This window comes from Pseudomaricurvus albidus, from assembly GCF_018863235.1.
GTDB classification, from domain to species: Bacteria; Pseudomonadota; Gammaproteobacteria; order Pseudomonadales; family Cellvibrionaceae; genus Pseudomaricurvus; species Pseudomaricurvus albidus.
The window spans coordinates 94,357-108,665 of the sequence record NZ_JAHKRS010000007.1; the positions used below are offsets into that span (position 1 = coordinate 94,357).

Genomic DNA, 14,309 nt, shown 5'->3' on the forward strand with positions numbered 1-14,309 from the left:
TCCGGTTAGATGTCACCGTCTATTTTTTCGACTTTTTCGGGGCAGGTTTCTTCTTCAGCAGGGGCTTCAGGAACCGTCCGGTGTGTGAGGCCTTGTTGTTGGCCACATCTTCAGGCGTCCCGGTGGCGATGATCTGACCACCGCCACTGCCGCCTTCAGGGCCGAGATCCACCAGCCAGTCTGCAGTTTTAATGACATCCAGATTGTGCTCAATCACCACCACGGTATTGCCGTGATCACGCAGTCGATGCAGAACATTCAACAGCTGCTGGATGTCATGAAAGTGTAGACCAGTAGTGGGTTCATCGAGAATGTAGAGTGTCTGACCGGTATCCCGTTTGGACAGTTCCTTGGCCAGTTTGACTCGCTGGGCTTCACCGCCGGACAGGGTCGTTGCTGCCTGTCCGAGACGGATATAGGACAGACCCACATCAATCAGAGTTTGAAGTTTTTTCGCGACGGATGGAATGGCGTCGAAAAACTCCCGGGCGTCTTCAACCGTCAGATCCAGCGCTTCGTGGATGTTTTTCCCTTTGTACTGGATCTCCAGCGTTTCGCGGTTGTAACGTTTGCCCTTACACACGTCACAGGGGACATAGACATCCGGCAGGAAATGCATTTCCACCTTGACCACACCGTCGCCCTGACAGGCTTCACAGCGTCCGCCTTTGACGTTGAAGCTAAAACGTCCGGGCTTGTAGCCACGGGAGCGGGCTTCCTGAGTGCCGGCAAACAGTTCCCGAATCGGGGTGAAAATACCGGTGTAGGTGGCGGGGTTGGAGCGAGGCGTACGACCAATGGGACTCTGGTCAATATCCACACACTTGTCGAACAAATCCATATTGTGGATGGCTTTGTGCGGCGCAGGGGTCAGGGTGGTGGCGCCATTCAAAGCGGTAGCGGCCAGTGGATACAGGGTGGTATTCACCAGAGTGGACTTGCCTGAACCGGATACGCCGGTGACGCAGGTCATCAGGCCCGCAGGGATTTTCAGTGTCACATCCTGCAGGTTGTTGCCGGTGGCGCCCTCCAGAATCAGTTCCTTGTCCTCGTTGTAGGGCGTGCGCTTGGCGGGAACTTCGATTTCCACTTCACCGGACAGGTATTTTCCGGTCAGCGATTTGGGGTTGGACATCACCTCGTTGAGGGTGCCCTGGGCCACAACTTCGCCACCGTGTACGCCGGCACCCGGGCCGATATCGAGAATGTAATCTGCCTGCCGAATGGCGTCTTCATCGTGCTCTACCACGATCACCGTGTTGCCGATGTCCCGCAAGTGAAGCAGGGTTTTCAGCAGACGATCGTTGTCCCGCTGGTGCAGACCAATGGACGGTTCGTCGAGAATATACATCACGCCCACCAGGCCGGCACCGATCTGGCTGGCGAGACGAATGCGCTGGGCTTCGCCGCCGGAGAGGGTTTCGGCACTGCGGCTCAAGGTCAGGTAGTTCAGTCCCACATCCACCAAAAAGCTGAAACGGTCGCGCAGTTCTTTCAGAATTTTGTCGGCAATTTTGCCTCGGGCACCGGGCAGTTTCAGGTGGTTGAAATAATCGTATGCCTCGCCCACCGGCAGCTCGGTAATCTGGGGCAGGGTGCGCTCGTCAATAAACACATTGCGGGCGTCCCGACGCAGACGGGTGCCTTCACATTCCGGACAGTTCTGGCTGGAAACGTATTTGGCCAGTTCATCACGAACGCTCTGGGAGTCGGTCTCTTTATAGCGGCGATTCATGTTGTTAATCACACCTTCAAAGGTGTGATTGCGTTGATGCACATCGCCGCGGTCGTTGGTGTAACTGAAGTTAATGACTTCCTTGCCGGAGCCAAACAGAATCGCGTCCTGATGTTTTTTGCTCAGTTTCTGCCAGGGGGTATCAATGGAGAAACCGTAGTGGTCTGACAGGGAGTTGAGCAGATGGAAGTAGTAAAAGTTGCGTCTGTCCCAGCCCCGGATGGCACCTTCTGCCAGAGAGGCCTCGGGAAATTGAATGACTTTCTTGATGTCGAAAAACTGGCTCACACCCAGACCGTCACAGCTGGGGCAGGCGCCTGCGGGATTGTTAAAGGAAAACAGGCGCGGTTCCAGTTCGGTCAGGGAGTAATCACACACGGGACAGGCGTGCTTCGCAGAGAAGGTGCGGTCGTCTTCTTCGCCGTCCATAAAGCTGATGGCGGCGGTACCATCGGTGAGATGCAGGGCAGTCTCAAACGACTCCGCCAGCCGAATTTGCAGGTCGTCGCGGACTTTGAATCGGTCAACGACCACTTCAATGGTGTGCTTTTTCTTTTTATCCAGCTCGGGCGTGTCGTCAAGGTCGACCACAACACCGTCGATACGGGCACGGATAAAACCATCCCGGCGCAGCTGTTCAAAGGTGTGCAGGTGTTCGCCTTTACGGTCTCTGACAACGGGGGCCAGCAGCATGATCTTGGTGCCTTCCGGCAGAGCCAGGACATGATCCACCATTTCGCTGATGGTCTGGGCCGCCAGAGGCTCTCCGTGGATTGGGCAGCGCGGTTCACCGACGCGGGCATACAGCAGTCGCAGGTAATCGTAGATCTCGGTGATGGTGCCCACGGTAGAGCGGGGGTTGTGCGAGGTGGACTTCTGTTCGATGGAAATGGCCGGGCTCAGGCCTTCGACGTGATCCACATCGGGCTTTTCCATCATGGACAGGAACTGGCGGGCGTAAGTAGAAAGAGACTCCACATAGCGACGCTGACCCTCGGCGTAGAGCGTATCAAACGCCAGAGATGACTTGCCAGAACCCGACAGGCCGGTAATGACGATCAGCTTGTCACGGGGAAGGTCGATATCCAGGTTTTTCAGGTTGTGGGTGCGCGCACCGCGAACGTAAATCGTATCCACAGAAAATCCAGTCCAGTTTATGAGGGCAAATGCCTAAGAGCAGAAGCCACAGGGCAAAAGTTGCAAACGGTCAAGTATACGCGTTTTTCGGGTTTTTGGGTCAGCTTGTTAAGTAACTACTTGTGAAGCGGGTGGTGAGATGGACTGCCAGACTGTCGCAATTACCACTTGTCCCGGTGGCGCATATTTCTTTTTCTGGTTCAGGCCATTTGTAACAAAAAGTTCATTTTAGATTGCCAAACTCTGCCGAAATAGATACTGGCTCGTCCCTGTCCCGGTTTGATTCCGCCCCGATATAAGGTAGTTCTGCATGACGTTAAGAGTGCGTACAAAGCTTATCCTGCTGACAGTCATTCCCCTGTTGGCAGCGCTGTTTATTGCTGTGTTGGGAGTGACATCTCTTTCTACAGTGACCAAAACAACCACCGCAATGAAGGACGAGAGGCTGGTGCCGGTCTGGCGCCTGCATAGAATCTCCCGTCAGTACACAGAAGGCGTGGTAGATCTGGCACAGAAAACCCGTGCCCAAATGATGTTTTGGGGGGAGGCAAAAGCGGGGTTGAATAAAGCGGCAGCGATCATTGAACAGGAATGGGCCGTATATCTCGCCGGACCGCTGACCGAGCAGGAACAGGCCATTCTGGCTTCGAATCCACAGGCCATCGAGAATGCCAGGGCCAGTATCCTTCGTCTGCAGGGGTTTATCGAAGAACAATCCCGCTATGGCATGGGAAATTATGTGGATCTGGAGTTGTATAAAGCCGTTGACCCTGTGCTGAACATGATCGAAGCCCTGGTCCGTGAGCAGGAGAGTCTGGCAGAACAGGCCAGTAATCATGCCGAGAGCGTCTCTGAGGCGAGTATCCAGCAGCTCATGGGCGCAGTCGCCGGTTTGATGTTGCTGGCGCTCGCGCTGGGCTGGTGGCTGAATTCAGGCATCACCCGCCGGATGAATCGCATGTTGTCGGTGATTACGGATATCGAGAACAGCAAGGATCTGTCGATTCGTGCTGACTTGCCGCAAGGTGATGAGTTCGGTGATATGGGGCGCCGCTTTGACCGGATGATGGCAGAGATTGGCCAGCTCATGGGCCAGTTGCAACAGATGGGACTGAACCTGACACAGGCGGCTGAAAACCTGTTGCAGGTTAACGAACAAAATAAACGTCAGGCTCAGGATCAGTCTGGTGAAATTGCCACCATGGTTGAAGGTATGAGTCAGATGCAGGCCGCCGCCGACGTGGTGCTGCAAAATGTCGGTGCTGCCGATGAAGTGAGTCGCGGGGCTCAGGAAATGGCAGAAACCGGCGATCAAACCGTTCAGGATACGGTTGCAGCGATTAAGCATGTGGCTGATGTGGTCAATAAAGCGGCTGAAGGAATGGACACGCTCAAGCGCGATAGCGATAACATCGGTACGGTACTCGAAGTAATTAAGTCCATTGCGGAACAGACCAATTTACTCGCCTTGAATGCTGCCATTGAAGCGGCCCGGGCGGGAGAGCAGGGGCGGGGGTTTGCCGTGGTGGCGGATGAGGTTCGTCAGTTGGCCAGTCGCACGTCTTCATCCACCCAGGAGATTCAGGAAATCATCAGCAATATTCAGCAGGGAACGTCCCGGGCTTCCCAGCAGATGCTGGAAGGCTCTCGGGCAACCGACCATGCGGTGTTGCAGGCGCAAAGAGCCGGTGAGTCCCTGGATGCCATTATGCAGGGCTTCAGGACCATCAGTGCTCGTTCAGGTGATATCAGGGCTGCCAGTGATGGGCAGCGGGATCTGGTGGTGCGGGTCGGTTCGGGTGCCGAGCGGATTGATGAGCTGGCTCAACAGGGGGCGTCCTTGTCCCATGACGCGCTCGATACCAGTCGTCTGGTTTCGGATATGGCCGTTGAACTGGGTGCAAAATTGCGGGCCTTTAACGTATAACCATCCTTCAATTTGTTGCAGTTATTGTCGCTACCCGTTGTGGCTGTCTGTTACTGTAGGCGCTTGTATTTTTTACACAGGGACAGGGAGCAGAATGTATACCGATGAAGATTTAAACCGTGCCGTAGATCAGGGGATTTTTACCACAGATTCCGTTAACAGTTTTCGGCAGATGGTCACGCAGGGGAGACATTCTTCCGTCGCAGACGAAGAAAACTTTCGTTTGATTGGCGGTTTCAACGATATTTTTGTGGTGATTGCCTGTCTGATCCTGACGTATTCTGCCTCCTGGGTTGCCAAGACCATAGCGCCGGTTCTGGGACCTCTGGTGATGGCTGTGATGGCCTGGGGTTTGGCCGAGTTCTTTGTTTTGCGACGCAAGATGGCGCTGCCGGCGATCGTGTTGTTGCTGTTGTTTGTCTGGGGTGTGTTCTCGGCTTGTATCACGGCTCTGGGCAGTGAAAGCTCCTCTACCCTGGTGGTGGCGATGGCTGTGTCTGCATTGGCCACGGCCGTCCATTGGTGGCGTTTTCAGGTGCCGATTACCGTTGCCGCCGGTATGGCGACAGTGGTTGGATTTGCCTTCTACGGGATCTTGTCGGCATTTCCTCAATCCAGAGACTGGTTAACCGCAATTATTTTTCTCGGTGGTCTGATTACCTTTGTTATCGCCATGCGCTGGGATATGTCTGACCGCGAGCGAGTGACCCGGCGTTCGGATGTGGCCTTTTGGTTGCACTTGCTCTCCGCTCCGTTGATTGTTCACCCTGTGTTTTACAGTCTGGGGGTTTTGAGAGGAGACGACAGTGCTGGAAACGTTCTCGCCATTGTCCTGGTCTATTTGGTGATGACGCTGGTTTCACTGGTGATTGATCGACGTGCGTTTATGGTGTCTTCACTGGCCTATGTGCTCTATGCAGTCTCTTCCCTGTTTGAGCATTATGGCGGTGTTGGTGGCAATCTGGCGATTACCGGTATCATCATCGGTGGGGCGCTGATTTTATTGGCTGGTTTTTGGCACAATGCCCGCGGCGTTTTGGTTGCCCGGTTGCCGCGGTCGATCCAGAGTCGCGTGCCGGTTTTAAACCAATAAAACAGGACGTTATACAGGCAGGGGACGGTATGTAGCCTATTTGTTTTTTGAGGGTGGGCTTTTTTCCGTTTCCATTGAGGGATCGGTATGCCCGCCCCAAACCTCACTGACGACATGATCACGGATATTGCCGTCCAAAAAGCGGTAATACCCTTCTTTAAAGGTGGTGTTCCAATCGTGTGAAACATCACCCCCGTGTTTCAGAATGATATTTTCCAATCCCTCCAGATTGCACTCCATGGCATCGTAGGCAATATGAAGTGTGTTTGAGGTGGCTTCATAGGATGCACTGTCAACGCCATAGGTGGTTTCGATTTCATTGAGCATCGCGCGTTCGTTACTGCTGTCGATGCCTTCAAGTTTTAGGTGTCTGACCACAAGATGAACTGCGCGGGTTTCGGGTGTGTTTTTTGAACTCTCTGAGCTATCTGAAGTATCCATAACGGTTTATCCAACACCATTTTGGCTGTTGCAATATGGTGTTATTCAAGATGTTATTTGTGGGCGATGGGTTTGTCCGTGAAGAGATAATCTTTCAGCTCGCTGTCAAACCTTGGGTCTTTGCGTCGAATCCATTCCAGCACCATGGCCGCGTGTTCTTTCTCTTCATCCCGGTTATGTTCGAGTATGGCTTTGAGTTCATCGTCTTTGCAGGCATCGACCCTCTGGTTGTACCAGTCCACGGCTTCTAACTCTTCCATAAGTGAGACGATAGCCCGGTGCATATCGCGGGTGGCGTCGCTCAGTTCACTGATCGGCTCGTGATAACCTTCATTAGACATAAGGCTCCTCCCTTGATGTGTTGATTTGAATAATCATCAGTCTGAACTAACAATATAGACCCAGAGGCATAAAACACAACGTGGCCTGTGCAGGTCCGGATACAGGCACGAAAACGATGGCGGGACCTACACGGATGATGATGCATGAGTGAGTTGCAGGGCGTCTGGACGGTAATTGTATTGACGTTAATTGCTGGTTTGGCGATGCCTGCCGGGGCCTTGTTGGCGCAAATTGAACGTATCCAGCCACAATGGCTTGAGGAGGAGTTGCGTCATACCGTTACCGCCTTTGGCGGTGGGGCGTTATTTTCAGCAGTGGCACTGGTACTGGTGACCGATGGCGTAGAACACCTCTCGGTGATTCACGCGGTGAGTATGCTTGTGGTGGGTGGATTGGCTTTTATGGGGCTGGATATTTGGCTCTATAAAGTGAATACCCCGGCTACTCAGTTGGCCGCCATGTTGTCCGACTTTATTCCCGAGTCACTGGCATTGGGCGCAGCACTGGCTTTTGGCAAGGACACGGCGTTTTTACTGGCTGCGTTGATTACCCTGCAGAATCTGCCTGAGGGGTTTAATGCTTATCGTGAGCTGTGTCGCAGGCTTCCGGCTGGTCGTATTATCTTTCTCTTTGCGCTGATGGCCGCCTTGGGTCCTGTGGCAGGTGTGACGGGTTACGTGTGGCTGGTAGAAGAGCATCAACTACTGGCCAGTATCATGTTGTTTGCCGCAGGAGGCATTCTTTATTCCGTTTTTCAGGACATTGCTCCACAGGTGAAGCTGGAAAAACACTGGTGGCCACCCATGGGGGCGGTACTGGGGTTTGGTTTGGGGTTGGTTGGCTATATGTTGACTGCCTGATTGGTGATGACATCAGGCTGACGTTTGTCAGTGGACATCATGGTATGATAGCCGCTGCTTTCTCTCTTCACGCCCTTACCTGTAGGTTACATTGTGCAAAATCCTTCGTTTGACCAGCTGCAACTCCCCGTCGATCTTTATGAAAACCTGAAATCGCTGGACTATCACACAATGACGCCGGTGCAGGCGCAAAGCTTGCCCCTGGTGCTGGAGGGCAAGGATGTGATTGCCCAGGCGAAAACCGGTTCTGGCAAGACGGTGGCCTTTGGGCTCGGTTTGCTGGCTCAGCTGGATGTCAAAAAATTCCGTGTTCAGGCTCTGGTGCTATGCCCCACACGCGAGTTGGCGGATCAGGTGGCCCGTGAGATCCGCAAGCTGGCGCGTGGTATTCACAATGTCAAAGTGCTGACCCTGTGTGGTGGCATGCCTTTCGGCCCCCAGATTGGCTCGCTGGAACATGGTGCCCATATCGTAGTCGGAACTCCGGGACGAATTGAGGAACATCTGCGCAAAGAGCGCTTGAATGTGGATCATGTACAAACGCTGGTGCTCGACGAAGCGGATCGCATGTTGGATATGGGCTTCCAGGCCAGCCTTGAAGCCATTGTGGCTCCCATCCCGAAACAGCGTCAGACTCTGTTGTTCAGCGCGACCTTTCCGGAGGCAATAGAAAGTATTGCCCGCAATGTTATGCGCGAGCCGGAGCGGGTGACGGTAGAAAGCCCTACTGAAGAGTCCACCATCACTCAATTCTTCTACCCCGTTGACAGCGAAGATCACCGACGTCAGGCGGTCGGGTTGTTGCTGATGCAGGATAAGGCCGCTTCGGCGATTGTGTTCTGTAATACCAAACGCGAATGTCAGGAGGTGGCCACGGAGCTGTCGAATCAAGGCTTCTCTGCGCTGGCTTTGCACGGTGATCTGGAGCAGCGGGAACGTGATCAGGTGCTGGTGCGTTTTGCCAACAAAAGTGTTTCCGTACTGGTGGCCACCGACGTGGCGGCACGAGGACTGGACATTGAAGATCTGGATACGGTGATTAACTATCACATTGCCCGCGACCCGGAAGTGCATGTGCATCGCGTAGGTCGTACTGGCCGCGCCGGCAGTCACGGTCGCGCTCATACCCTCTACAGTGACAAGGAAAACTTCAAATTACGGTTGCTGGAAGAAGAGCAGGGGATTGCGGTTGAGCGGGAAATTCTGCCTCCGGCGTCTCTGCTGAACGACCAGCCCCGCCGGCCGGCAATGGTGACATTGCAGATCGACGGTGGAAAAAAGAACAAGGTGCGGCCAGGGGATATTCTGGGAGCCTTGACCGGTGATGGTGGCGTGCAGGGAAGTGACGTAGGCAAGATTCAGGTGTTTCCCATGAGTTCTTATGTGGCGGTAAAGCGGGAAGTGGTCAAAACGGCTCTCCAGAAGCTGGGCGCCGGCAAATTAAAAGGCCGGAATTTCCGGGTCAGAAAGCTCGGTCGTTAAGTCAAAGATTACTGATCAATGTTGCATTTGGTATTGCATGCCGTGGTTCCGCTGCTGATTGCGTTGACCTTCTCACGCAAGGAGTGGCTCAAGATATGGTTGATCCTGATGGCCACCATGCTGGTCGATCTGGATCACCTGCTGGCGTCCCCAATTTATGACCCCAATCGCTGTAGCATCGGTTTTCATCCGCTGCATCAGTGGTTCGCGATTGTGCTGTATGGGGTGCTCTGTGTTCTACCAGTCGGGCGGTGGGCACATGTTTCAAACCCCTATGTGAATGCCATTTTGCGCAATTTGCGATGGATTGGTCTGGGGCTCATCATCCACATGGTGCTCGATTCCATCGATTGCCAGGTCACCAATGGAGTCTGGTATCAGTCTTAGGCTGAGCGGGCTGTTTCAGCAGTGGCGGCCCTGTATTTTCTTAAATTTGACCCTGTGATAGTCTTGGCGGGTCGCAAACATCACGACGTAAAACTCTGACGTCCGTTGCAGGTACAGGGCCTGTGGCGAGAGCACTTCCTTGTGCATTCCTGTTTGACGGGGGTTCTCGGGTTTTACCTTCAGTATTTTCTCTGACTGTTAGGCTCGCGCTGCCCTATTTGACGGCAATTTGAGGAGACGTTCGTGCCAACTTCAAACCTATTTGGAGCTGAAAGCAATACTTTCAGTAATATCTTTACCTATATGGGACTGCCATTGTCCCGTGAACTTTGCGATGAATTGGATGCCGTGGTGATGGGGGTGCCCTATGACCTGGCCACCACCGGTCGTTCCGGAACCCGCTATGGTCCCACGGCCATTCGTCAGGCTTCGGCTCAGCTGCGCTGGGAAGAAAAGCGTTTTCCCTGGCGGTTTGTGCTGGGTGACCGATTGAACGTTCAGGATTACGGTGATATTGATTATCAGGAAGGCAACAGCGAAGAGATGTTGTCTCTGGTGCAAGCCCATGCCCATCGCATTATTTCGGCCGGCAAAACCCTGATGACATTGGGTGGAGATCACTTCATTTCTCTGCCGTTATTACGAGCGGTCAATCAGACTCATGGCAAGGTGGCACTGTTGCATTTCGATGCCCACACCGACACTGAAGCCACTGACGCCAAGTACAATCATGGCGCCATGTTTTACCACGCCGACAAAGAGGGACTCTACGATCCCGAGCACAGCGTGCAGGTGGGAATCCGCACCGAGTACGATTACGACACCCACAGCATGACGGTGCTGGACGGCAGCTGGGTCAATAATCACAGCGTCGATCAGGTTGTTGAGCGCATCAATTCGGTCATAGGTGACCGTCCGGTGTATCTGAGTTTTGATATTGACTGTCTTGATCCTGCCTTTGCACCGGGAACCGGTACGCCAGTGGCGGGGGGGCTGACCAGTGATCGAGCATTGCAAATTATCCGCGGCCTTGGACAACTGAATATCGTTGGCATGGATTTAATGGAGGTTTCTCCCGCTTACGATCATGCTGATGTCACGTCATTGGCTGCGGCGACGTTGGTTCTGGATATGTTGTATCTATTGGCCAGCAGGAAACCGGACAAGGCGTGATGCGGAAACGTCGCCCGCTCTAAACGGGTATGCCTTTAAATCAAAAAGCCCTGCCAATCGATCGTTGGCGGGGCTTTTTTGTTTATCATTCCTACACTTTTCTGCAATGGCTGGTTGTGGTCATTGCGCCGGGAGGCTTTGCGCGATGGCGCTGGCCAGATTGGTCAGCAGTTGTTTTTCTGCGGCAACCAATGCGTCATAGCCGTCTTCGGCCAACGGCAGCGTATCGTTAAAAGCAAACACTTGCGGTGTGGTTGAGCGACCGCTGGGGAGCACAGATGGGCGGAGCGACCAGGAGGCTTCCAGTATGACATCGCCGTTTTCCTGCCCGTGGAGTTGCTCAATGTGTATGTCGATTGTCGTGTGGGCGTTGGACAATGAGAGTGCGGGGCCGGTGATCTCGGCACCATAGAGATCTGAGATAGAGCGGCTTAAAAAGCGCGGTATGCTGTTGTTCAGCGGTTCCGACCATTGATGGTAGCGAGCAGCAACGATACGCTGATTGTCGGTTTCCATGATCAGTCCGCTCTGGTTTAAATAGGGCGCGACCTGAACGGAAGCCAGATGAATCGGAGCCAGTTGTCTGGGTGTTACTTTGGCGGCCGAGCTGTCGTTGGTGAACGTGGACGATTCGGTACGCAGCAAATAGTACTGAGTTGCTTGAGGTTTGGCTCCGCCGAAACAGGCGCTCAACAGGCAGCAGGACAAAACCAGAGCACACGCGCGAAAAGTGGATGCAGGCAGTGAACGGTTCATTCTTTTTTGGCCTCGGGAAGTAAGTCTTCATGCTCAGCGACGGGCAGCAATTGAGCCGAATTGTTGAGTGAATTGGACAGGTCCTGAATGTTTTTTAGGGTGGTATCCAGTTCGATCAGGCTGGAATTCACTTTCTCTGGCAGGGATTGCATTTGCGGAGAACCCAGGAGGGTGTCAACTCTTAACAGGGTCTGATCGAGTTGGTTGAGGGCGTGGTTGGCATTGCCCACGGTTTGTTCCAGTGGCAGTTGATTGAATTTGTTCAGCAGTTGCGTCAGAGAATCCTGCAACTGGGCGATGCCACCAGCAATGGTGGGAATCTGGCGGTATTGATTGAAATCTTCAACATCGACGTCTGGATCGTTGGGGTAAAAATCCAGATCAATGAGTTGGTTTCCGGTAATCAAATTGCCGGTTTTAAGAGAAGCCCGAAGACCATTTTTCACACTCGACTGCATGGTGCTTTTGAGTTCTTCCGCAGACTCAGGGCGATCTTCCATGCCGAGGCGTGCGGGTTCGACATAAAATAATACTGGAATGGGCTCACCACTGTCGTGAGAGCTGCGGGCGGACATTTCTTTGAGCAGAACTTTTTCCACTTGCCCCACGGGAATACCTCGGTAGGTGACAGGAGCGCCGGGGGACAGGCCTCCGATGGGCTGTCTAAATGAGGCAACGTAATAGAGTTTTTGTCTGTAATGTCGTTCCAGGGTTTTTTCTTTGGAGTCGTAGAGCCGGAAAAGGGTGTTGTCTTTCACCGGTTCGCCGGGTTGTAAGTGGGGAGGCAAACTGAAGGCCAAACCGCCGGTCAGCAGGGTATCCAGTGAGCCCAAACTGACATCGAAGCCTCGGGCGGACGCTTTCATGGAAACACCGCTGATATCCCAGAAGCGCACGTTTTCTGTCACCAGGTGATGAAAGGGGGCTTTGATAAAAATGTCGTACTTGATGGTTTGACTTTTTTCGTCGAGCTTCATGCTCTCCACGCCACCAACCTGGTACCCATTAAACACTACGGCATCGCCGGTACTGATCGATGAAGTGTTTTTGCTTTCCAGTACCAGTCGGACGCCGGGGGCGTTGACATCGGTCAGGGGCGGGGTCTCCAGTCCAGTGAAAGAGCGTTCTTCCTTGTTGCTGCTGCCCGGCAGCACTTTGATGTAAGCACCGGACAGCAGGGTATTCAATCCGCTCACGCCACTGGCGCCAACACGGGCCCGCTCTACCCAAAACTGGGTGTCTTGTTTCAACAGATTCGAGTATTGCTTTTCCAGCGAGGCATTGACGATCACGCCTGAGACGTCGGAGGCGAGCTCAATGGAGTTCACCACACCAATGTCGACGCTCAGAAGTTTGATTTTGGTTTTCCCGGCGACAAGATCGTCGGCATTATCAAAGTGAATCTGAAAACTGGGTCCTTGGTGCGTGTAGTTGTAAAACAGCATCCATAGGCCCAGCCCCAGTGCCACCAGAGGGATTATCCAGATTTTGGATATTCCATGTCTGCGGTGAACGTTTGCTTGGGTTTCACTCATGTAGTTCTCCGAGGGGGTGTGTCATGGGCGTTGTCTGTATTGTGGCGGGGTTCACTGCCGGTGCCGTGATCCGCAGGAGGTAAGGGGTTTGCTGTGTTGGGCGGTTGTCTTTGATCCCAGATCAGACGGGAGTCAAAGCTTTCGGCTGCAATCATAGTGATGATCACCACCGCGCAAAAAGAGACCCCGGCGATACCGGGTTCCACGGTCATTAATCCCTGAATTTGCACCAGGGCCACCAGAATGGACACCACGAAAACATCCACCATGGACCACTTCCCCATAAATTCGGCGATGCGGAACAGTTGTGTTTGCCTTTTCAGGTTGGAGGCATCACACAACCCCTGAGCATCAATGGTGCTCACCGCCCAGCACAGGTAAAAAAAGGCGAGTAATTTGGCCAGAGGCACAATCACACTGGCCAGAAAAATAATCGTCGCGACGGGGTAGGCACCCATATCGATGAGAGTCATGATGCCTCCCAAAATGGTGCTGGGTTCAGATTGCCCGACATAGCTGGTGATCATGATGGGGTAGATGTTTGCGGGTATGTACAGCACGCTGGCTGTGATCAACAGCGCCAGTGTGCGTTGAATACTGCTTCTTTTGCGAGGGTGCAGAGATGAGTGGCAGCGGGGGCAGTGGGTCATTTCAATGGGACTGACCTTGTAACAGGTATGGCAGGCGGCTTTTTCCTGCGATATGGCGGAAGCGTGGCTCATGAGGCTCTATCGCCTGCGGAGTCTGTGTGGTCATGCTTGATGCCGCTCTGCTGCACAGTATCGGATTCGGTACTGGTCAGCGTCTCAATGGCTCTCCAGCATTCCAGTCTGTCCATGGCGGACTGCATCAGGGTAAAACAGATGGCAAAGGCAACGTAGGCCCAGAAGGCGATGCCGAGACCAATGGAAGCCATGGTCATGAGCTTGACCAGACTGACCACCAGAGCAATCAGAAACACGTCCACCATGCACCAGCTCTGGAGAGTAAAAACCAGTCGTCCGGAGGAAATCAACCAGGGCGCGGGTTTGGCGAGTTTTAACGGAATATACAGCATCAGTACCAGCACCAATTGCGTCATGGGCAAAAGGAGAATGAAGGAACAAACCAGCAGAGCCAGAATCGGCATGCCGTCGTGGAGCAGTGAGATCGACGTGCTGGGCAGGGTGATGACGTTTTCGGCTCCGGCAGCTCGCAGCGACAAAAAAGGCAGCAGGTTGGCGGCGATCAACAGCACGAACGCGGTGATGGCATAGGCAATAACCTTATCGAGGCTATTGGGCAGGCATTGGCTGAGTGGTAGTCCACACTCGGAGCAATAGGCCGTGTCGCCCGGCTGTAATACCGGAACTCGGGTCAGGCCATCGCAGGATGGGCAACCAATCAGCTCTGCTTTATGGTTGTGAGGCGTGGCGATGAACTGCATCTGGCTCTTTGATTG

General features: G+C 53.6%; 13 protein-coding genes. 6 read left to right on the top strand and 7 right to left on the bottom strand.

Annotated features, from left to right (window positions below; genetic code table 11):
• Positions 1 to 19 precede the first annotated feature (19 nt).
• A complete protein-coding gene (gene uvrA, locus KOI40_RS12535; protein ID WP_216097871.1) occupies positions 20 to 2,872 on the bottom strand; it encodes an excinuclease ABC subunit UvrA in 2,853 nt (950 codons plus the stop codon).
• A 310-nt stretch (positions 2,873 to 3,182) separates the two neighbouring features.
• On the opposite strand from uvrA, the gene KOI40_RS12540 reads away from it, so the two are divergent.
• Both KOI40_RS12540 and KOI40_RS12545 read left to right on the top strand, forming a co-directional pair.
• Positions 3,183 to 4,799 carry a methyl-accepting chemotaxis protein gene (locus KOI40_RS12540; protein ID WP_216097872.1) on the top strand — a complete coding sequence of 539 codons (1,617 nt, stop codon included), beginning with the start codon at positions 3,183 to 3,185 and terminating at the stop codon, positions 4,797 to 4,799.
• A gap of 94 nt (positions 4,800 to 4,893) precedes the next feature.
• Positions 4,894 to 5,892 carry a DUF2339 domain-containing protein gene (locus tag KOI40_RS12545; RefSeq protein WP_216097873.1) on the top strand — a complete coding sequence of 333 codons (999 nt, stop codon included), beginning with the start codon at positions 4,894 to 4,896 and terminating at the stop codon, positions 5,890 to 5,892.
• Between the two features lie 36 nt (positions 5,893 to 5,928).
• Here KOI40_RS12545 and KOI40_RS12550 read toward each other — a convergent pair whose 3' ends face one another.
• On the bottom strand, positions 5,929 to 6,333 hold the full coding sequence (locus KOI40_RS12550; protein ID WP_216097874.1) for a cation transporter: 405 nt from the start codon (positions 6,331 to 6,333) through the stop codon (positions 5,929 to 5,931).
• A gap of 53 nt (positions 6,334 to 6,386) precedes the next feature.
• Positions 6,387 to 6,674 carry an encapsulin-associated ferritin-like protein gene (locus KOI40_RS12555; RefSeq protein WP_216097875.1) on the bottom strand — a complete coding sequence of 96 codons (288 nt, stop codon included), beginning with the start codon at positions 6,672 to 6,674 and terminating at the stop codon, positions 6,387 to 6,389.
• 144 nt (positions 6,675 to 6,818) lie between these two features.
• On the opposite strand from KOI40_RS12555, the gene KOI40_RS12560 reads away from it, so the two are divergent.
• The 4 genes from KOI40_RS12560 (at position 6,819) to speB (ending at position 10,577) form a co-directional block, all read left to right on the top strand.
• Positions 6,819 to 7,535, top strand: a complete 717-nt coding sequence (locus KOI40_RS12560; protein ID WP_304504219.1) for a ZIP family metal transporter — start codon at positions 6,819 to 6,821, stop codon at positions 7,533 to 7,535.
• Positions 7,536 to 7,625: 90 nt separating this feature from the next.
• Complete coding sequence (dbpA, locus tag KOI40_RS12565; protein ID WP_216097978.1) at positions 7,626 to 9,017, top strand: ATP-dependent RNA helicase DbpA; 1,392 nt, start codon at positions 7,626 to 7,628, stop codon at positions 9,015 to 9,017.
• A gap of 18 nt (positions 9,018 to 9,035) precedes the next feature.
• Entirely contained in the window at positions 9,036 to 9,404 is a 369-nt protein-coding gene (locus KOI40_RS12570) for a DUF6122 family protein (protein WP_216097876.1), read from the top strand.
• A gap of 243 nt (positions 9,405 to 9,647) precedes the next feature.
• Positions 9,648 to 10,577, top strand: a complete 930-nt coding sequence (speB, locus tag KOI40_RS12575; protein ID WP_369413184.1) for an agmatinase — start codon at positions 9,648 to 9,650, stop codon at positions 10,575 to 10,577.
• 120 nt (positions 10,578 to 10,697) lie between these two features.
• Here speB and KOI40_RS12580 read toward each other — a convergent pair whose 3' ends face one another.
• From KOI40_RS12580 to KOI40_RS12595, 4 genes are read right to left on the bottom strand one after another with little or no spacing between them, the layout of a single operon-like run.
• Positions 10,698 to 11,333 (bottom strand): PqiC family protein, encoded by a 636-nt coding sequence (locus KOI40_RS12580; RefSeq protein WP_216097877.1) that lies wholly within the window; start codon positions 11,331 to 11,333, stop codon positions 10,698 to 10,700.
• Complete coding sequence (gene pqiB / locus KOI40_RS12585; protein WP_216097878.1) at positions 11,330 to 12,868, bottom strand: intermembrane transport protein PqiB; 1,539 nt, start codon at positions 12,866 to 12,868, stop codon at positions 11,330 to 11,332. Before pqiB ends, KOI40_RS12580 begins: the two co-directional genes overlap by 4 nt.
• A complete protein-coding gene (locus tag KOI40_RS12590; protein WP_216097879.1) occupies positions 12,865 to 13,590 on the bottom strand; it encodes a paraquat-inducible protein A in 726 nt (241 codons plus the stop codon). The genes pqiB and KOI40_RS12590 overlap by 4 nt, the downstream gene beginning before the upstream one ends.
• The gene (locus KOI40_RS12595) at positions 13,587 to 14,294 is read right to left on the bottom strand and encodes a paraquat-inducible protein A (protein ID WP_216097880.1); all 708 of its coding nucleotides are present in this window, start codon (positions 14,292 to 14,294) and stop codon (positions 13,587 to 13,589) included. The genes KOI40_RS12590 and KOI40_RS12595 overlap by 4 nt, the downstream gene beginning before the upstream one ends.
• Between the last annotated feature and the right edge of the window lie 15 nt (positions 14,295 to 14,309).